Below are 17,630 nucleotides of genomic sequence, written 5' to 3' on the forward strand. Positions count from 1 at the left end.
CTTGAAGGAAGGATGTCAGGGGAAAGCAGGGATCAGCGCGCGATGGTCTGCGTGCGCCAGATCTTCTTCTGCAACTGCAGGATGCCGTACACCAGCGCTTCGGCCGTCGGCGGGCAGCCCGGCACGTACACGTCCACCGGCACGACGCGGTCGCAGCCGCGGACGACGGAGTACGAGTAGTGGTAGTAGCCGCCGCCGTTGGCGCAGCTGCCCATCGAGATGACCCACTTCGGCTCGGGCATCTGGTCGTAGACCTTGCGCAGCGCCGGGGCCATCTTGTTGACCAGCGTGCCGGCCACGATCATCACGTCGGACTGGCGCGGCGACGGGCGGAACACCACGCCGTAGCGGTCCAGGTCCAGGCGCGACGTGCCGGCATGCATCATCTCCACCGCGCAGCAGGCCAGGCCGAACGTCATCGGCCACATCGAGCCGGTGCGCGCCCAGTTCATCAGCGCATCGACGCTGGTGGTGACGTAGCCCTTCTCGAGCAGCGGATTGTCGCCCTCGGGGCGCAGGATGTCGTCCACCCGCCCTTCCGGGATCGGGTTGTTCATCAGACGATCGACGGTCTGGATCACTCCCATTCGAGCGCTCCCTTCTTCCAAACGTAAACGAAACCGAGGAACAGCATGCCCACGAACAGGCCCATCGTGACCAGCGCACGCGGACCCAGTTCCTGGAACACCAGCGTCCACGGAACAATGAAGATGATTTCCAGATCGAACACGATGAACTGGATGGCGATCAGGTAGTAGCGCACGTCGAACTTCATGCGTGCGTCTTCGAAGGCCTCGAAGCCGCATTCGTACGGGGACAGCTTCTGGGCGTCGGGACGACGCGGGCCGAGGAAGCGACCGGCCACCATCAGCGCGATGCCGATGCCGGTGGCGACGATCAGGAACAACAGGGTGGGCAGGTAATTGGCCAGCACTCGCTTGTCTCTTCTTGTCCTATCCGCCGGCGCGCACGACGCGGCACGGCATGAATGGGGCTTGCATCGCTCGCGCCTGGCCTGCGCCATGCGCGACCCGTGGCGCGACCACCGGGCCCATCTTCGGCGGGAGCCCTTCCGCAGCACGTACCGGGCGCCCGATGAATCGGCGGGATTGTAACGGTTTGTGAACTCGCTAGTAAACGATTACCGGCGCATATCACCGCAGTCGGCAAAAGAAAAAACCCGCCGGAAGGCGGGTTTTTTCACTGCGGGAGCGACGTTGCCGCCGACCCGCCGATTGGTGCCCAAGAGGGGACTCGAACCCCTACGACTTTCGCCGCTACCACCTCAAGGTAGTGCGTCTACCAATTCCGCCACCTGGGCTTTGAAACCTGCGCGGCGCACCGCGCGCGCCGCCATTGTATCCGTGATCAGCCGCCCTGCGGCGGCGTCACCGGCGGCGTTTCCGTCACCGGCGCGGTTTCCTGCGGTGCGGCGGGCGCATTGCCGGCCGGCGCAGCAGGGGTCTGCTGGATCGGCGTGCTCGGCACGGTCGACGGCTTCGGCAGTTCGCCTGCCGGCGCGGCCGGTGCCGCCGGAAGCTCTGACATCACGCCGAGGTTCTGCTGGGTGGTCGGGCGCGCGCTATGCGTCGCGTACCACGCCATGAACAGGCTGATGCCGAAGAAGGCGATGGCCAGCCACTTGGTGCTCTTGGACAGGAAGTTGGACGCGCCGCGCGCACCGAACACCGTACCGGAAGCTCCGCCGCCACCGAAGCCCGAGCCGGCCTGCGCGCCGGAACCCCGCTGCATCAGCACCAGCGCGATGATGGCGATGGCCACCAGCACGTACACCACATTCAGGATCAACATCCACATTTGGAATCAGTCTCAACCGGTTGAGTCGTCCAGCCCCTGGGGCCGGTCTTGCCGGGGTCACCCCCGACCGGCCGCCGCCTGCGCGATGGCCAGGAAATCCCGGGCGACCAGTGACGCGCCGCCCACGAGCCCTCCATCGACATCGGGCTGCGAGAACAGTTCCGCGGCGTTGTCGGGCTTCACGCTGCCGCCGTACAGGAGAGGCAACGAGCCGGCGATTCTAGCATCGCGCGCGGCCACTTCGCCACGGATGAACGCATGCACCGCCTGGGCCTGGGCCGGCGTGGCCGTCAGGCCGGTGCCGATGGCCCAGACCGGCTCATAGGCTACGACGGCCCCCTCGAAGGCCTGCGGGCCGGCCAGATCGAACACGGCCTGCAGTTGCTTCTGGATGCGGAACTCGGTCTGCCCGTCCTTGCGCTGCTGCTCGGTCTCGCCCACGCAAAGGACCGGAATGAGGCCGGCGTTCTTGGCCGCGACGAACTTTTTCGCGACGAATTCGCTGCTTTCGTTATGGTACTGGCGACGCTCGGAGTGGCCGACCAAGCCGTAGCGTGCGCCCACGTCCACCAGCATCGCGGCGCACACTTCACCCGTGTAGGCACCCTTCTCGTTGCTGCTGACGTCCTGCGCGCCGAACGCCACGCCGCGGTCGCCATAGTCCTCGATCAGCTCGCCGAGGTAAGGCAGTGGCGGCAGGATCAGCAGGTCCACGCCCTCCAGCGGCAGGCCCGCGACCAGTTCATCCATCAGTGCCGTCGCGAAACCGCGGGTGCCATGAAGCTTCCAGTTGCCAGCCACGAGCTTGCGACGCATAAGACCAATTCCTGTCCAGTTCGGGGGCGCGCAGTCTAGCCGATGTTGGGCGGTACACCTATCTGCCGCGCTATCGTGCCGACATCCCATCGCCCGCTCTGGAGCCGCCATGCCCGATGCCACCCCTGCCCCATCGACCGGCTACGTCTTGGTCACGGGTGCCTCCAGTGGTATCGGCGAGCAGATCGCACGCGAGTATGCGAAGCGCGGTGTCCCGCTGGTACTGACGGCCCGGCGCGCTGACCGACTGCAGGCATTGGCGGCGGACCTGCAGGCGCAGGTGCCGGTGGAGATCGTGGCGGCGGATCTGGCCGACCCCGGCGCACCTGCAGCACTGGTGACCGAACTGGAACGTCGGGGTCTGCAGATCCGGATCCTCGTCAACAACGCCGGCTACGGCGTACCGGGCCGCTACCGCAGCAGCGGCTGGGCCGACCATGCGGCGTTTCTCCAGGTGATGGTGAGCGCCGTCGGCGAACTGACGTGGCGACTGCTGCCGTCCATCCGCGCATCGGGCCAGGGCCGCATCCTCAACGTGGCGTCCTTCGCTGCGCTGATGCCCGCCGCCGACGGGCAGACGCTGTACGCGCCCGCCAAGAGTTTCCTGCTGAAGTTCAGCGAAGCACTGGCGCTCGAGAATGCCGATCGCGGCGTGCACGCCACTGCCCTGTGCCCGGGTTTCACCTACTCCGAGTTCCACGACGTCACCGGGACGCGCTCACGCATGCGGGTGTCGCCGACGATGTGGCTGGATGCCGCGGACGTGGCGCGCGCCGGCATCGACGGCAATGAGCGCGGCGATGTGCTCGTGGTGCCCGGCTGGCGATACCGGCTGCTGCACGCCATCGTGAAGCTGTTGCCGCACCGTCTGGCGCTGGGGATGATGGCGCGCAACTCGCGCAAGGTGCGGCCGCTGGATTGAGGCGTCTGGAAACGTACGACGCCGGGATATCCCGGCGTCCTGGGGCGGCGCGACGGCGGGCCTGGGCCCGACCTACTTCAGTTTGATTTCGCGCAGACGCTCTTCCAGGTAACCCTGTGCCGTGATCGGCTCGGGGTAACGCTTCGGGTTGTCCGGCGTGACCGTGGACGGCAGCACATCGATCAGGAAGTCCGGATTCGGATGCAGGAAGAACGGCACCGAATAGCGCGGCTGGCGCGCCTGCTCACCCGGCGGATTGGTCACGCGATGCGTGGTCGAGGGGTACACGTGGTTGGTCAGGCGCTGCAGCATGTCGCCGATGTTGACCACGATGGTGTCGGCGTCCGAGGTGAACGGCACCCACTCGCCCTGCTTCGAGCGCACTTCCAGGCCAGCGGCGCTGGCGCCCACCAGCAGCGTGATCAGGTTGATGTCCTCGTGCGCGCCGGCGCGCACGTTCGGGATGTCGTCGGCGGTGATCGGCGGATAGTGGATCGGGCGCAGGATCGAATTGCCGGAATCGGTCTTGTCGGCGAAATAGGTTTCCGGCAGGCCGATATGCAGGGCCAGCGCCGACAGCACGCGCGAACCCAGCTGGTCCAGCGCTTGGTACAGGCCGTAGCCGTGCTCGCGGAAACCGGGGACTTCGTCGGGCCACAGGTTCGGCGGCATCACCTCCCGATATTTGGAGTCATCGGGAATCTCACGACCGATGTGCCAGAACTCCTTCAGGTCGAAATGCTTGGAGTCTTTCGCCGTTTCCACACCGAACGCAGTGTAGCCGCGCGCACCGCCGCTACCGGGCACGTGGTAACGCTTCTTGGTATCGTCGGGCAGCGCGAAGAAGCGCTTGAACACATCGTAGGCGGCATCGATCTGCGCCTGCGGGATGCCGTGGTTGCGGATGCCGGCGAAACCCCACTCGCGATAGGCCGCACCCAGCTCGGCGACGAAGGCCTCGCGGTCGGTATCGAAACGGGTGATGTCCAGCGTGGGGATTCGGGCACTCATGCAATCTGCTCCAACAGGGGAAAGGCGCGGGAGGCGATTCGACCATCACCGCGCCGGACGTTCGTTGATCCGGCTCAGGCGGCGGCAGCCGCTCGCACGGCTTCTGCCAGCGTTTCCAGCGTGTTCTTCACCAGCGTGTCGTCGTCCGCCTCGACGGTGACCCGCACCACCGGTTCGGTGCCCGAGGGCCGCAGGAACGCGCGGCCGCGGCCGGAGACGGCCGCCTGCGCCTGCGCCAGCGCCGCTTGCACGCTGGCCGCTTCGGTCGGCTTGGCGCCGTTCGCGAGTTTCACGTTGATGGTCTTCTGCGGCAGCATCGTCAGGCCTTCCAGCGCTTCGCGCAGCGACTGCTTGCGGCGCTTCAGAGACTCCAGCACCTGCAGCGCCGCGATGATCGCGTCACCCGTGGTGGTCCGGTCCAGGCACAGCAGGTGGCCCGACGCCTCGCCGCCGAGCACCGCGTTGCCTTCGACCAGGGCCTGGTGCACGTAGCGGTCGCCGACCTTGGTGCGAACGAACGGAATCTCCAGCTTGGACAGCGCGCGTTCCAGGCCGTAGTTGGTCATCAGCGTGCCCACGACCGGACCCCGCAGGCGACCCACGGACTGCCAGTCGCGCGCCAGCAGGTAGATCAGCTGGTCGCCGTCCACCGGCGCACCCTGCCCGTCCGCCATCAGTACGCGGTCGCCGTCGCCATCGAAGGCGATGCCCAGGTGTGCACCGGTCTCGCGGACTTTCGCGGCCAGGTTGTCGATGTGCATGGAGCCCACGCCATCGTTGATGTTAAGGCCGTTCGGCTCCGCGCCAATGGTGACGACGTCGGCGCCCAGTTCGCGGAACAGCAGCGGCGCGATGTGGTAGGTCGCACCGTGCGCGCAGTCCAGCACCAGCTTCAACCCCTTCAGGTCGAAGCGGCGCGGCACGCTGGCCTTGCAGAACTCCATGTAGCGGCCGACCGCGTCGCGCGTGCGGATCGCCTTGCCGAGCTTTTCGGATTCCACGGTGACGAACTCGCCGTCCAGCGCGGCTTCGATGGCCGCCTCGGTGGCGTCGTCCAGTTTCTCGCCTTCGGCGGAGAAGAACTTGATGCCGTTGTCGTAATGCGGATTGTGCGAGGCGCTGATCACGATGCCGGCATCGGCGCCCAGGGTGCGGGTCAGGAATGCGACGGCTGGCGTCGGCATCGGCCCCATCAGTTGCACGTCGGCACCGGCGGCCACCAGCCCGGCTTCCAGCGCCGCTTCGAACATGTAACCGGAAATGCGCGTGTCCTTGCCGATCACCACGACGGGACGAGCGCCGCTACTGTTCTCGCACAGCACGCGTCCCAGGGCATTGCCCAGGCGCAGGACGAAGTCTGCGGAGATCGGGCTGCTGCCGACGCGACCGCGGATGCCATCGGTACCGAAATACTTGCGGCTCATGCGGTCACCAGTTCGCTGTCCTCGGGTTTGGACTGTCGCATCATCAACGCCAGCAGGTCGGCCAGGCGGTCACGCATCTCGCGACGGTCGCAGATCTGGTCGATCGCACCGTGCGCGACGAGGAACTCGGAACGCTGGAAGCCCTCCGGCAGCGTCTCGCGCACGGTCTGCTCGATCACGCGCGGACCTGCGAAGCCGATCAGCGCTTCGGGCTCGGCGAGGTTGATGTCGCCCAGCATGGCGAAGCTGGCCGACACGCCGCCGGTGGTGGGGTGCGTCATCACCGAGATGTACGGCAGACCGGCTTCGCGCAGGCGACCGAGTGCGGCCGAGGTCTTCGCCATCTGCATCAGCGAGAACAGGCTTTCCTGCATGCGCGCGCCACCGCTGGCAGAGAAACACACGAACGGCGACCCGATCTCCAGCGCCTTCTCCGCGCCGAGCGAGAAGCGTTCACCAACCACCGAACCCATCGAGCCGCCCATGTAGGCGAAATCGAAGGAACTGGCGACCAGGTCGCGCCCCTTCAGCTGGCCCTGCAGGGTGATCAGCGCATCGCGCTCGCCGGTGCTCTTCTGCGCGGCCTTGATGCGGTCGGCGTATTTTTTCTGGTCCTTGAACTTCAGTACGTCGGTCGGGCCGAGCGCGGCACCGATCTCGCGGGTGCTGCCCGGGTCGAACAGCGCCGCCAGGCGGGCGCGGGCGCGGATCGGCATGTGGAAGCTGCACTTCGGGCAGACCTCCAGGTTTTCCTCCAGCTCCGGCCGGTACAGCACCGCGCCGCAGCGGTCGCATTTTTCCCACAGCCCCTCGGGGACGCTGCGTTTGCTCTTGCCTGCGTTGCCTTCGGTGCGGATGCCCGACGGCATCAGTTTGCTGAGCCAGCTCATGCGTGGTCTTGCTGCCTGCCCCTGGCGGGGCCTCGTGGATTAGCGCGGCAGTTTAGCTCAGTCGTCCATGCACAACCGTACGGAGGCTCAGCCGTCCAGCGCCGCCCGCAGCGGAGCGAGGAACGACGATGCCGCGGCGGGCGCATCCGCCACATCGGCCAAGGCCGCGACCAGGGCACTGCCGACCACCACGCCATCGGCGTCCCGGGCCATGGCCTGCGCGCTGGCGGCATCCTTGATGCCGAACCCCGCCATCACCGGTACGCGGGACGCCGTCCTCAGCTGCTTCAGCCGTTCGCCGGCCGCCGCGATGTCCAGCCGATCGGACGCGCCGGTCACCCCAGCGAAGCTGACGTAGTACAGATAACCCTGGGCGGTCTCGCACAGCGTCCGCAGGCGCTCGGGCGAGGTGGTCGGCGAGGCCAGCGCGATCAGGGCCAGCCCTTCCCGGTCGAACACCGCGCGCGTCTCCTCGGCCTCTTCCGGCGGCAGGTCGACCAGCAGCACGCCGTCCACGCCGGCGGCCACCGCTTCACGGGCGAAACGCTCGGCGCCGTGGATCTCGACCGGGTTCAGGTAGCCCATCAGCACGATCGGCGTGCCGTCATCCTGCTGGCGGAAGACCTCGACCGCCTCCAGCACGTAGCGCAGGCCGGCGCCGCGGGCCAGTGCGCGCTCGGAGCTGCGCTGGATGACCGGACCGTCCGCCATCGGGTCGGAGAACGGCACGCCCAGTTCGATGACGTCTGCACCGGCCGCGACCAGCGCGTGCATCACCGGCACCGTGGACTCCAGCGAGGGGTCGCCGGCGGTGATGAACGGCACCAGGGCCTTGCGGCCGGCGGCCTTCAGCTCGGAGAACTTCGCTTCGAAACGGCTCACAGGCTGATCCCCTCGCGCGCGGCGATCGTATGCACGTCCTTGTCGCCGCGGCCGGACAGGTTACACAGCACCAGTTGATCCTTCGGCAGTTCGCGCGCCAGCTTGATTGCCTGGGCGACGGCATGGCTGGACTCCAGCGCCGGCAGGATGCCCTCGGTGCGGGTCAGGCGGTGGAACGCCGCGAGCGCTTCCTCGTCGGTGACGCCGACGTACTCGGCACGTCCGCTGTCCTTCAGGAAGGCGTGCTCCGGGCCGACGCCCGGGTAGTCCAACCCAGCGGAAATCGAATGGGTTTCGATGATCTGCCCGTCGTCGTCGCAGATCACGTAGGTGCGGTTGCCATGCAGCACGCCCACGCGGCCGGCCGAAAGCGACGAGGCATGGCGCCCGGTCTCGATGCCATCGCCCGCCGCTTCGGCGCCGACGATGCGCACGCCCGGATCGTTGAGGAAGGCGTGGAACAGGCCGATCGCGTTGCTGCCGCCGCCGACACAGGCGGTGATCGCATCCGGCAGGCGACCGTAATCGGCCAGCATCTGCGCCCTCGCCTCGCGTCCGACCACGGCGTTGAAGTCGCGAACCATGCGCGGATACGGATCCGGGCCGGCCACCGTGCCGATGATGTAGAACGTGTCGTGCACGTTGGTCACCCAGTCGCGCATCGCTTCGTTCAACGCATCCTTCAGCGTGGCCGAACCGCTGGTCACGGGCACGACGGTAGCGCCGAGCAACTTCATCCGGTAGACGTTGATCTTCTGGCGCTCGATGTCGGTGGCGCCCATGTAGACCACGCACTCCAGGCCCAGCCGGGTGGCGACGGTCGCACTGGCGACGCCGTGCTGGCCGGCGCCGGTCTCGGCGATGATCCGCTTCTTGCCCATCCGGCTGGCCAGCAGCGCCTGCCCGATGGTGTTGTTGATCTTGTGCGCGCCGGTGTGGTTCAGGTCCTCGCGCTTGAGCAGGATCTGCGCGCCGCCGACTTCGCGGCTCAATCGCTCGGCGTGGTAGATCGGGCTCGGCCGGCCGACGTAGTGCTTCAGGTCCTTGTCGAATGCCGCGATGAAGGCCGGATCGACCCGCGCCGCGTCGTAGGCGGCCGACAGTTCCTGCAACGGCCCGATCAGGGTCTCGGCGACGAAGCGGCCGCCATGCCGGCCAAAGTGGCCGCGGGCGTCGGGGTAGGCGTGGTAGTCGGCAGGCGCGGTCATCGGAATGCGATCGGTACGGAAGAGCCGTCACTCTAGCGCACAGGTCGTGGCCGGAAAATCCATGAAATCTGACGTATTCGTGATTTAAACTCACACCATGACGCGCCCCCTGCCCCCACTCAATGCCTTGCGCGCCTTCGAGGCGGCGGCCCGTCTGGGCAGCGTCAGCCGGGCCGCCAGCGAACTGCACGTGACCCACGGTGCCGTCAGCCGGCATGTCCGCACGCTGGAAGAGGCACTCGGTCGCCCGTTGTTCGTCCGCGACGGCCGCGGCCTGGCCCTGACGGCCGATGGCATGCGCCTGCGGGACCTGGCCGGCGACACGTTCTCCACCCTGCAGAGCGGCTGGGCCAGCCTGCAGCGGGGCCAAAGACCGTCGGCGTTCGTGCTTGGGTGCCCCGGGAGCCTGCTGGCGCGCTGGGTGATCCCGCGCCTGGAGCGACTGGCGATCGATTTGCCCGCGCTGACGGTGCACTTGTCCGCCCAGGAAGGCGGTTTCGACGACGGCCTGAGCGGACTCGATGCCGCCTTGCTGGTCGGCGAAGCGCCCTGGCCGCGGGGCTGGGACGTGCATGCGTTGGCGCCCGAACGGATCGGCCCGGTCGTCAGCCCGCGCCATGCCGGTTTCGCGCGGCTGGAGCGGGCCCCGGCCGGCGCTTTGACCGGCGAAGGCGTCCTCCATACCACCTCCCGCCCGCAAGCCTGGCCACGGTGGTTCCAGACCCAGGGCGTGGACGTGGGCCACCTGCGCCTCGGCGCGGGCTTCGATCACCTGACCTATCTATTGGAAGCCGCCGTCGCCGGCCTGGGCGTCGCCATCGCGCCGCAGGAGCTGGTGCAGGCGGATATCGACAGTGGACGCCTGGTCGCGCCCTGGGGCTTCGTCGAAACGGGTGGCCAGTGGGCCCTGTGCGCCGCGCGCGGCAATCCCGACCCCCGCATTCCGGCGCTGGCCGGCTGGCTGCGCGCCGCGCTGGCCTGACTCAACCGCGGGCGTCGGCCTCGCGCACCGCTTCGACGAAGCGACGCATTTTCTCGCCATCCTTCACGCCGGGAGCGATCTCGATGCCACTGGACACGTCGACGCCGGTGGGCCGCGCAGTGCGCACCGCCAACGCGACGTTCTCCGGCGTCAAACCGCCTGCCAGCAGGAAGGGCTTGTCGGTCGCGCGCGGCATCTGCCGCCAGTCGAAACGCTGTCCGCTGCCGCCCTGCTCGCCCGCCGCATGGCCATCGAACAGGAAACCGCTCGCGCTCGGGTAGTCCGCGAGACTGGTGAAGGCGCTGTCCTGCTGGCCGCCCATCGCGATCGCCTTCCAGAACGGGCGACCGAACGAACCAGCGATGCCATCGTCCTCGGCACCGTGGAACTGCAGCAGGTCGGGCTGCAGCGATTCGACGATGTGTTCGATGTCGCTGCGTGTGTTGTCCATCACCAGCGCGACGACCGCGATCTCCTCCGGCACCAGCTCGCGCAGCATCCGCGCCTGGCCCAGCAGCAGCCGGCGCGGGCTGTGCGGCGCGAACACCAGGCCCACATAGTCCACGCCCAGTTCGACCGCCAGGCGGACGTCCTCGGCGCGGGTCAGCCCGCAGAACTTGATGCGCGTATGCATGGCGGAAGGGTAACCCGCCCGCTCAGCCGATGGCGGCAGGCAGGGTCACTTCCGACGGCAGATTCCATTCGGCCGGATACAGCGGGCTGACGAACACCAGGCCGTCCGGCGGCGCGGTCGGCCCGGCCACGGTACGGTCGCGACCCGCGAGCAGGTCGGCGATCCATGCCTCCGGCTGTTCGCCACGCCCCACCACCAGCAGCGAGCCGACGATGTTGCGCACCATGTGGTGCAGGAAAGCATTGGCCTGCACGTCGACGATGACCTTCTCGCCCTGCCGCGTGACCGAAATGGCATGCAGGTTGCGCATCGCATGCGGCGACTGGCAGTGCACCGTGCGGAACGCGCTGAAGTCGTTCTCGCCCAGCAGCACCTGCGCGGCACGATGCATCGCGTCCGCATCGAGCGGCATCCTCTCCCAGCTCAGGTACTGCCGTTCCAGCGCGGGACGCGCCAGCCGGTTGACCAGCGTGTAGCGGTAACGACGCGCGCGCGCGGAGAAACGTGCATGGAAGTCGTCGGCCACCGGCTGGCACCAGCGCACGCAGACCGCGGGCGGCAGGCGTGCGGTCGCCCCCAGCAGCCAGCTGCGCGGCGTGCGTGCGACGTCGCTGTCGAAGTGCACCACCTGGCATTGCGCGTGCACGCCGGCATCGGTGCGTCCCGCGCAGATCGTGTCGACCTGGGCATTGGCCACCGACGACAGCGCGACTTCCAACGCCGCTTGCACGGTGGTGGTGTCGTCCGGCGTGCCGGACTTGCTCAGTCGCTGCCAGCCGAGGAATCCGCCGCCGTCGTACTCGACGCCCAGCGCGTAACGCGTCACGACATCACTCCGCGTCCGTCATCCGATATCGCGCAGCAGCTGCAGCGCTTCGTCGCGCGCGATGGCGTCGTTGCCGGCCACAACCTCGTTCAGCAGATCGCGGGCGGTCGCTACATCGCCCAGGTCGAGGTAGGCCACGGCCAGTTCCAGCCGATCGCGTCCCGCGGGTGCCTGCGGCGCCGGCTGCGGTGTCACCGCGGCGGCTGCGCCGCCTCCGGCATGCCACGTGGGACCCGGCGCCGGTGCCGGTTTCGGCGTGGGCTTGGGTGCCACCGCCGCGGGCGGCACGATGACTGCGGGCTCCAGCACGGGGCTCGGGGCTGGCGCGGGGTCCTTCTCCGCGGTTGCCGCCTGCGGCATCACCGCCGCGAGTTCGGCCGCCCGGCTGTCCGCCGGGGCCTTGCCGAACACCGGGTTGCGCGGCACCGGGGCCGGCGACAGGCGCTGGCGCCGCTGCGCGAACCCCCAAGCCAGCGCGCCGACGAACAGCAGGCCGAAACCCGCCCACGCCCACACCGGCACGCCACCGTCGCTGCCATTGCTCTGCGCCAGCCGCTGCTGTGCGGCGGCGAGGTCGCTGTCCTTCATGGCCAGCAGCTTCTCCTGCTGCGCCTTCAGCTTCTCCAGGTCCGCGACCTGCGAGCGCAGTTCCTGCACTTCGGCTTCGCGCGCGGCCAGGTCTTCCTTCGACTGCTGCAACTGTTCGTTCGCCAACATCTCGCCCTCACCGCCGGCGCTGACGCCGGACTGCGTTCCAGAACCCGACGTGCTCGTCGCCGCGGGTGCGATTTCCAACCGTGCGTCCGCGACCGCCGGTGCACGCGCCGGTGCAGCCGGCAGCGGGCGTGCCGCCGGCTCGACCACGGCCGCCGGCTGCGGGATCGGCGCACGCGCGCTCCGCCATTCGGCGATCTGGCTGCGCACCAGGGCAGCGGCTTCGCTCTCGAGGATCGTCTGCGCCTCGGCCGCTTCCGGCACACGCAACACCGCGCCCTGCTTCAGCAGATTGAGGTTGCCGTTGATGAAGGCCTCGGGGTTGGCGCGCAGCAGCGCCACCATCGCCTGGTCCAGCGTGTAGCCCTGCTCGCGCGCCAGCGGCGCGGCGATCTGCGACAAGGCCTGTCCGCGTCGTACAGGCGCCAGCGTACCGCCCGGCACGACGGAAGGCGTTTGCGTCGCCGCCACGGCGGGCGTCGGGGCCGGCGCAGGACGCGCCGGGGGCGCTTCCGGCGGCGCCTGTGCCGCGGGGGCCGGTTCCGGCGACGCGGCGACGGCCGGCTCGACCGGGCGGCTGATGGTGTCGCTCGGCGCGGCCGTCGGCGCATCGATCACCGGCTGCCCGGCGGCCGCCAGCGTGCCCGGCGCACTGACCAGCGCCGAGTACTCGCGGACCAGCCGGCCCTGGCCCCAGTCCACTTCGATCAGGAAGTTCACCGCCGGCACGTCGACCGGCGTGCGGCTGGTGACGCGCACGACCGGGCGGCCGGCATCGTCCAGCGCGACCGCGAAATCCAGCTCGTTCACCAGGCCCTGCGGGCGCGGCAGGCCGACACGCTCGAACGTCACCGGCGACGCCAGCCGCGCGCGCAGTTGCTCGAGCTCGCCCGGCTCGCTGGAAATGATCGGAATCTCGGCCAGCAGCGGCTGGCCGGGTTGCGATTTGACCCTGATCTCCCCCAGGCCGAGCGCCAGGGCGACGTTGCTCAGCAACGCCAGCCCCAGCCCGAACATGCCGGCCAGGCGGAGTCTTGCCGTCCGAGGTCTGTGCTTCGGTTTCACGGCCCTTCCCCAAGTTTCCCGGCCACGACTATAGCCGCTCAGCCGTTTTTCGCCACCAGCTCCGCCACCTGCACCGCGTTCAGGGCGGCGCCCTTGCGGATGTTGTCGGACACGATCCACAGGTTCAGGCCGCGCGGATGCGAGATGTCCTCGCGGATGCGGCCGACGTAGACCGGATCGGTACCGGAGGCATGCGTTACCGGCGTCGGATACCCACCCGGCGCGCGGTCGTCGACGACTTCCACGCCCGGCGCCGCTTCCAGCAGCGCGCGCGCGTCGGCGGCGGTGACCTTCTCGCGCGTCTCGATGGCGACGGCTTCAGAGTGACCGTAGAACACCGGCACGCGCACCGCGGTGGGGTTCACCTGGATGCTGTCGTCGCCGAGGATCTTGCGGGTTTCCCACACCAGCTTCATTTCTTCCTTGGTGAAGCCGTTGTCGAGGAAGTCGTCGATCTGCGGGATCAGGTTGAAGGCGATCTGCACCGGGAAGCGCTGCGGATCCGGATCCTGGAAATTCAGCAGCGCGCCGGTCTGGCGGCCGAGTTCCTCCAGCGCCGACCGGCCTGCGCCGGATACCGACTGATAGGTCGCCACGTTGATGCGTTCGATGCCGTACTTGCGGTGCAGCGGCGCCAGCGCCACCAGCATCTGCATGGTCGAGCAGTTCGGATTGGCGATGATGCCGCGCGGACGGTTCTGCACCTGCTCCGGGTTCACCTCGCTGACCACCAGCGGGATGTCGGCGTCGTAGCGGAAGGCCGAGGAGTTGTCGATGACGACGGCGCCGGCCGCGGCGAACTTCGGCGCGAACTCCTTGGAGATGCCGCCACCCGCGGAAAACAGGGCGATATCGATGCCGGTCGGATCGAACGTGGCGAGATCCTGCACGGTGATCTTCTCGCCCTTGAACTCGACGCTGCTGCCGGCGGAGCGCTCGGACGCCAGCGCGACGAGCTTGCCGATCGGGAAGTCGCGCTCGGCGAGGATGGACAGCATGGTTTCGCCGACGGCGCCGGTGGCGCCCACGACAGCGACGTTGAAGCTACGGTTCTGGTTGCTCATGGATGGGTTTCGCGGATAGAGGGTTGAAGACAGCAGACAGGAGAAGGCTGTGTTCGGGGAACCTGCGGGCGTGCCTCAGGCTCCCTGTCGTTTGGCGGTGATGGTTTTGATGGTGGCGGCGGCCAGCACGTCCGGGTTCACCGGCGTCGGCGGGTTGCCCGCATCCGGCCCTTCGCCCAGCGCGGCGATCAGGTTGTCCACCGCCAGCGACACCATCGCGCGGCGCGTGGCCAGGCTCGCGCTGGCGATATGCGGGGTCAGCACCACGTTGCGCAGCGCCAGCAGTTCCGGACGCACGGCGGGTTCGCCCTCGTAGACGTCCAGGCCCGCCGCGGCGAGACGGCCATTCGCGAGCGCATCGGCCAGCGCGATCTCATCGACGATGCCGCCGCGGGCGATGTTCACCAGCGTGGCGGTCGGCTTCATCTTCGCCAGCGCGGCGGCATCGACCAGGTGATGCACCTGCGGCGAGTACGGCAGCACCAGCACCACGTGATCGGCCTGCGCGAACACCTCGTCGAAGCCGGCATAGCGCGCGCCGCACTCCTGCTCCACCGCGTCCGGCAACCGGCTGCGGTTGTGGTACAGCACGCGCATGTCGAAACCGCGCGCGCGGCGCGCGATGCCCTGCCCGATCCGGCCCATGCCGACGATGCCCAGCGTGCTGCCGTGCAGGTCGGCGCCCAGCAGCGTGCTGAACGACCACTGCTGCCACTGGCCCTCGCGCAGCCAGCGCTCGGCTTCGGTCACACGACGGGCCGTCGCCATCAGCAGCGCGAAACCGAAGTCCGCCGTCGTCTCGGTCAACACGTCCGGTGTGTTGGTGGCGACGATGCCGGCCTGCGTCAACGCGGCGACATCGAGGTTGTTGTAGCCCACGCCGACGTTGGCGATGGCACGCAGCGACGCGGCAGCGGCGATCTCCCGCGCGCCGATGCGCTCATTCAGCGTAATGAGCGCACCCGCGCATTCGCGCAGGGCGTCGGCGATGGCTTGCGGCGAGTGCTCGGTGACCTCGCCCGTCGAGCGCACGTCGAAATGCGCCGCCAGCCGTCCGACGATGTCGTCGAACAGCGGCTGCGACACCCAGACGCGCGGTCGCGACTCAGCCATCGACACGGCCGGGAACATGCGGCGGCACTTCGCCTACATCGCCGCACTGCGCGCGATGGCGCAGCGCCTGGTCCATCAGCACCAGCGCCATCATCGCCTCAGCGATAGGGGTCGCGCGGATGCCGACGCAGGGATCGTGGCGGCCGGTGGTGATGACGTCGACGGTGTTGCCGTCCACGTCCACCGTCGCGCCCGGCAGGCGCAGGCTGGAGGTCGGCTTCAGCACGATGGAGGCCGTGACCTGCTGCCCGGTGGAGATGCCGCCGAGGATGCCGCCGGCATGATTGGACAGGAAGCCGTCCGGCGTCATCAGGTCGCGGTGTTCGGTGCCCTTCTGGGTGACCGCCGCGAAGCCGTCGCCGATCTCCACGCCCTTCACCGCATTGATGCTCATCAGCGCGGCGGCGAGGTCGCCGTCGAGCTTGCCGTAGATCGGTTCGCCCCAGCCGGCCGGCACGCCGTCGGCGACGACATTGACGCGCGCACCGACGGAATCGCCCGACTTGCGCAGCGCGTCCATGTAAGTTTCCAGGGCCGGCACCTGCTCCGCGCACGGCCAGAAGAACGGGTTGTCTTCCACCGCGCTCCAGTCGAATCCTTCCGGCGTGATCGGGCCCAGCTGCGACAGATAACCGCGAACGATCACGCCATGGCGCTGCTGCAGCCACTTCTTGGCGATCACGCCGGCGGCCACGCGCATGGTGGTCTCGCGCGCGGACGAGCGCCCGCCGCCGCGCGGATCGCGGATGCCGTACTTCTGCCAGTAGGTGTAGTCGGCATGGCCGGGGCGGAACTGCCGCGCGATATCGGCGTAGTCCTTGCTGCGCTGGTCGGTGTTGCGGATCAGCAGCGCGATCGGCGTGCCGGTGGTGCGGCCTTCGTACACGCCACTGAGGATCTCGACCTCGTCGGCCTCGCGGCGCGCGGACGTGTGCCGCGACTTGCCGGTGGCGCGGCGCTCCAGGTCGTGGCGGAACGCCTCGGGCGCGATCTCCAGGCCCGGCGGACAGCCATCCACGACGCAGCCGATGGCCGGCCCGTGCGATTCGCCGAACGTGGTGACCGTCAGGAGTTTTCCGAAACTGTTGCTGCTCAAGCGCCGCTCCGCGGGTGGAACTACCGGTGCCGGGTCTTGGAGGATCGCATACCGGCCGCCCTATTGTGCAGTGCGCCAACGTCCGCCGCGACGGTTGCAGTCGCAACCGCCGCCGACATCGCGCACGACGGGCGCGGCCTTATTTTCGCGCGGCGGCGAGTGCGGTGATGTGCGCGTTGTGGCGGATCAGTTCGGCGCATTCGACCGCGAAGATGCCCATCTGCCCGACCTTGAACTCGATCCAGGCGAACTCGACGTCTGGCAGCAGCTTGACCAGCGCGCGCTCGGACTCGCCGACCTCGCAGATCAGCAGGCCGTCCTGGCTCAGGCGCAGCGGCGCGTCGCGCAGGATCTTCAGCACCAGGTCCAGACCGTCGTCGCCCGCGCGCAGGCCGAGCTCCGGCTCGAAGGAATATTCCTTCGGCAGCGCGTCGGTTTCGTCGTTGGTGACGTAGGGCGGATTGGTGACGATCAGGTCGTAGTGGCGGCCGGTGAGCCCGGCGAACAGGTCCGACTTGAGGAACTGCACGTTGTCGGCCAGCAGGCGCGCCTTGTTCTCGGCCGACAGCGCCAGCGCGTCGTCACTGATGTCGACGCCGTCGACCTGCCAGTCCGGGTTGTAGTGGCCCATCGCGATGGCGATGCAGCCCGAGCCCGTGCACAGGTCCAGCGCGCGGTTGACCTCGCGGCCGCCCAGCCACGGCTCGAACCCGGCCTCGATCAGCTCGGCGATCGGCGAACGCGGCACCAGCGCGCGGGCGTCGCTCTTGAAGCTCAGGCCGGCGAACCAGGCCTCGCCGGTCAGGTAGGCGACCGGGATGCGCTCGTTGACGCGGCGCTCGAACAGCGCCAGCACCTGCGCCTTCTCGGCGCCGGTTACACGCGCCTGGCCATAAGCCGGGCCGAGGTCCGGCGGCAGGTGCAGCGTGTGCAGGACCAGGTGCGAGGCCTCGTCCAGCGCGTTGTCGTAGCTGTGGCCAAAGGTCAGGCCCGCCCCGTTGAAGCGGCTGGCGCCGTAGCGGATCAGGTCGATGATGGTGTGCAGCTCGGCGGCGACGTCGGCGGTCATGGCAAGGCTTGTGAAGACGCCGGAACGGCGAGGGCCGCCGATTATAGGGGCTGCCCCGGTATCATGGCGGCCTTCCCGCCGCGCCCATGCGGCCCC

The 17,630-nt window shown here is 68.7% G+C and carries 18 protein-coding genes and 1 tRNA gene; 2 read left to right on the top strand and 17 right to left on the bottom strand.

All coding sequences use genetic code 11. From position 1 onward, the window contains the following. Positions 1 to 32: 32 nt before the first annotated feature. The 5 genes from IB230_RS04230 to tpiA all read right to left on the bottom strand — a co-directional run bounded on the left by IB230_RS04230 (position 33) and on the right by tpiA (position 2,634). A complete protein-coding gene (locus tag IB230_RS04230; protein ID WP_055943825.1) occupies positions 33 to 587 on the bottom strand; it encodes an NADH-quinone oxidoreductase subunit B in 555 nt (184 codons plus the stop codon). Further along, positions 578 to 934 carry an NADH-quinone oxidoreductase subunit A gene (locus tag IB230_RS04235; RefSeq protein ID WP_162108536.1) on the bottom strand — a complete coding sequence of 119 codons (357 nt, stop codon included), beginning with the start codon at positions 932 to 934 and terminating at the stop codon, positions 578 to 580. The genes IB230_RS04230 and IB230_RS04235 overlap by 10 nt, the downstream gene beginning before the upstream one ends. 302 nt (positions 935 to 1,236) lie before the next feature. Next, positions 1,237 to 1,321: transfer RNA gene (locus IB230_RS04240), tRNA-Leu, on the bottom strand. Between the two features lie 47 nt (positions 1,322 to 1,368). Further along, positions 1,369 to 1,818: a preprotein translocase subunit SecG gene (gene secG, locus IB230_RS04245; RefSeq protein WP_192269031.1), complete on the bottom strand. Its 450-nt coding sequence runs from the start codon at positions 1,816 to 1,818 to the stop codon at positions 1,369 to 1,371. 57 nt (positions 1,819 to 1,875) lie between these two features. Further along, on the bottom strand, positions 1,876 to 2,634 hold the full coding sequence (tpiA, locus tag IB230_RS04250; protein ID WP_192269033.1) for a triose-phosphate isomerase: 759 nt from the start codon (positions 2,632 to 2,634) through the stop codon (positions 1,876 to 1,878). A gap of 109 nt (positions 2,635 to 2,743) precedes the next feature. Here tpiA and IB230_RS04255 point away from each other — a divergent pair, with 109 nt between their 5' ends. Continuing rightward, positions 2,744 to 3,556 carry an SDR family oxidoreductase gene (locus tag IB230_RS04255; RefSeq protein WP_192269034.1) on the top strand — a complete coding sequence of 271 codons (813 nt, stop codon included), beginning with the start codon at positions 2,744 to 2,746 and terminating at the stop codon, positions 3,554 to 3,556. Positions 3,557 to 3,628: 72 nt separating this feature from the next. Here IB230_RS04255 and IB230_RS04260 read toward each other — a convergent pair whose 3' ends face one another. The 5 genes from IB230_RS04260 to trpB form a co-directional block, all read right to left on the bottom strand. Then, positions 3,629 to 4,567 (bottom strand): isopenicillin N synthase family oxygenase, encoded by a 939-nt coding sequence (locus IB230_RS04260; RefSeq protein ID WP_192269036.1) that lies wholly within the window; start codon positions 4,565 to 4,567, stop codon positions 3,629 to 3,631. 74 nt (positions 4,568 to 4,641) lie between these two features. Then, positions 4,642 to 5,991, bottom strand: coding sequence for a phosphoglucosamine mutase (gene glmM, locus IB230_RS04265; RefSeq protein WP_192269038.1), 1,350 nt, complete (start codon positions 5,989 to 5,991; stop codon positions 4,642 to 4,644). Further along, the gene (gene accD / locus IB230_RS04270; protein ID WP_192269040.1) at positions 5,988 to 6,881 is read right to left on the bottom strand and encodes an acetyl-CoA carboxylase, carboxyltransferase subunit beta; all 894 of its coding nucleotides are present in this window, start codon (positions 6,879 to 6,881) and stop codon (positions 5,988 to 5,990) included. Before accD ends, glmM begins: the two co-directional genes overlap by 4 nt. A gap of 87 nt (positions 6,882 to 6,968) precedes the next feature. After that, entirely contained in the window at positions 6,969 to 7,763 is a 795-nt protein-coding gene (gene trpA / locus IB230_RS04275) for a tryptophan synthase subunit alpha (protein ID WP_192269042.1), read from the bottom strand. Continuing rightward, on the bottom strand, positions 7,760 to 8,971 hold the full coding sequence (gene trpB, locus IB230_RS04280; RefSeq protein WP_192269044.1) for a tryptophan synthase subunit beta: 1,212 nt from the start codon (positions 8,969 to 8,971) through the stop codon (positions 7,760 to 7,762). Before trpB ends, trpA begins: the two co-directional genes overlap by 4 nt. 97 nt (positions 8,972 to 9,068) lie before the next feature. On the opposite strand from trpB, the gene IB230_RS04285 reads away from it, so the two are divergent. Beyond that, positions 9,069 to 9,953 carry a LysR family transcriptional regulator gene (locus IB230_RS04285; RefSeq protein ID WP_192269046.1) on the top strand — a complete coding sequence of 295 codons (885 nt, stop codon included), beginning with the start codon at positions 9,069 to 9,071 and terminating at the stop codon, positions 9,951 to 9,953. A 1-nt stretch (position 9,954) separates the two neighbouring features. On the opposite strand, the gene IB230_RS04290 is transcribed toward IB230_RS04285, so the two are convergent. From IB230_RS04290 to prmB, 7 genes are all read right to left on the bottom strand, one after another. Continuing rightward, the gene (locus tag IB230_RS04290; RefSeq protein WP_192269048.1) at positions 9,955 to 10,587 is read right to left on the bottom strand and encodes a phosphoribosylanthranilate isomerase; all 633 of its coding nucleotides are present in this window, start codon (positions 10,585 to 10,587) and stop codon (positions 9,955 to 9,957) included. A 22-nt stretch (positions 10,588 to 10,609) separates the two neighbouring features. Continuing rightward, positions 10,610 to 11,413 (bottom strand): tRNA pseudouridine(38-40) synthase TruA, encoded by an 804-nt coding sequence (truA, locus tag IB230_RS04295; protein ID WP_192269050.1) that lies wholly within the window; start codon positions 11,411 to 11,413, stop codon positions 10,610 to 10,612. Positions 11,414 to 11,431: 18 nt separating this feature from the next. Beyond that, positions 11,432 to 13,192 (bottom strand): FimV/HubP family polar landmark protein, encoded by a 1,761-nt coding sequence (locus IB230_RS04300; protein ID WP_343227252.1) that lies wholly within the window; start codon positions 13,190 to 13,192, stop codon positions 11,432 to 11,434. A 38-nt stretch (positions 13,193 to 13,230) separates the two neighbouring features. Further along, positions 13,231 to 14,256 (bottom strand): aspartate-semialdehyde dehydrogenase, encoded by a 1,026-nt coding sequence (locus IB230_RS04305; protein ID WP_192269052.1) that lies wholly within the window; start codon positions 14,254 to 14,256, stop codon positions 13,231 to 13,233. 75 nt (positions 14,257 to 14,331) lie between these two features. Continuing rightward, positions 14,332 to 15,369, bottom strand: coding sequence for a D-glycerate dehydrogenase (locus IB230_RS04310; RefSeq protein WP_192271269.1), 1,038 nt, complete (start codon positions 15,367 to 15,369; stop codon positions 14,332 to 14,334). After that, positions 15,362 to 16,465, bottom strand: a complete 1,104-nt coding sequence (aroC, locus tag IB230_RS04315) for a chorismate synthase (RefSeq protein ID WP_192269054.1) — start codon at positions 16,463 to 16,465, stop codon at positions 15,362 to 15,364. The genes IB230_RS04310 and aroC overlap by 8 nt, the downstream gene beginning before the upstream one ends. A 139-nt stretch (positions 16,466 to 16,604) precedes the next feature. Next, entirely contained in the window at positions 16,605 to 17,534 is a 930-nt protein-coding gene (gene prmB / locus IB230_RS04320) for a 50S ribosomal protein L3 N(5)-glutamine methyltransferase (protein WP_192269056.1), read from the bottom strand. Positions 17,535 to 17,630: the final 96 nt, after the last annotated feature.

The sequence above is a fragment of the Pseudoxanthomonas sp. PXM01 genome (assembly GCF_014851815.1).
Classification (GTDB): Bacteria; Pseudomonadota; Gammaproteobacteria; order Xanthomonadales; family Xanthomonadaceae; genus Pseudoxanthomonas_A.

Bases quoted from the DNA above. Each gene is read 5' to 3' on its own strand.
- glmM (WP_192269038.1), bottom strand. From the start codon at position 5,991: ATGAGCCGCAAGTATTTCGGTACCGATGGCATCCGCGGTCGCGTCGGC.
- trpB (WP_192269044.1), bottom strand. From the start codon at position 8,971: ATGACCGCGCCTGCCGACTACCACGCCTACCCCGACGCCCGCGGCCAC.
- prmB (WP_192269056.1), bottom strand. From the start codon at position 17,534: ATGACCGCCGACGTCGCCGCCGAGCTGCACACCATCATCGACCTGATC.
- secG (WP_192269031.1), bottom strand. From the start codon at position 1,818: ATGTGGATGTTGATCCTGAATGTGGTGTACGTGCTGGTGGCCATCGCC.
- tpiA (WP_192269033.1), bottom strand. From the start codon at position 2,634: ATGCGTCGCAAGCTCGTGGCTGGCAACTGGAAGCTTCATGGCACCCGC.
- accD (WP_192269040.1), bottom strand. From the start codon at position 6,881: ATGAGCTGGCTCAGCAAACTGATGCCGTCGGGCATCCGCACCGAAGGC.
- IB230_RS04305 (WP_192269052.1), bottom strand. From the start codon at position 14,256: ATGAGCAACCAGAACCGTAGCTTCAACGTCGCTGTCGTGGGCGCCACC.
- IB230_RS04285 (WP_192269046.1), top strand. From the start codon at position 9,069: ATGACGCGCCCCCTGCCCCCACTCAATGCCTTGCGCGCCTTCGAGGCG.
- IB230_RS04230 (WP_055943825.1), bottom strand. From the start codon at position 587: ATGGGAGTGATCCAGACCGTCGATCGTCTGATGAACAACCCGATCCCG.
- IB230_RS04260 (WP_192269036.1), bottom strand. From the start codon at position 4,567: ATGAGTGCCCGAATCCCCACGCTGGACATCACCCGTTTCGATACCGAC.
- IB230_RS04255 (WP_192269034.1), top strand. From the start codon at position 2,744: ATGCCCGATGCCACCCCTGCCCCATCGACCGGCTACGTCTTGGTCACG.
- IB230_RS04290 (WP_192269048.1), bottom strand. From the start codon at position 10,587: ATGCATACGCGCATCAAGTTCTGCGGGCTGACCCGCGCCGAGGACGTC.
- IB230_RS04310 (WP_192271269.1), bottom strand. From the start codon at position 15,369: ATGGCTGAGTCGCGACCGCGCGTCTGGGTGTCGCAGCCGCTGTTCGAC.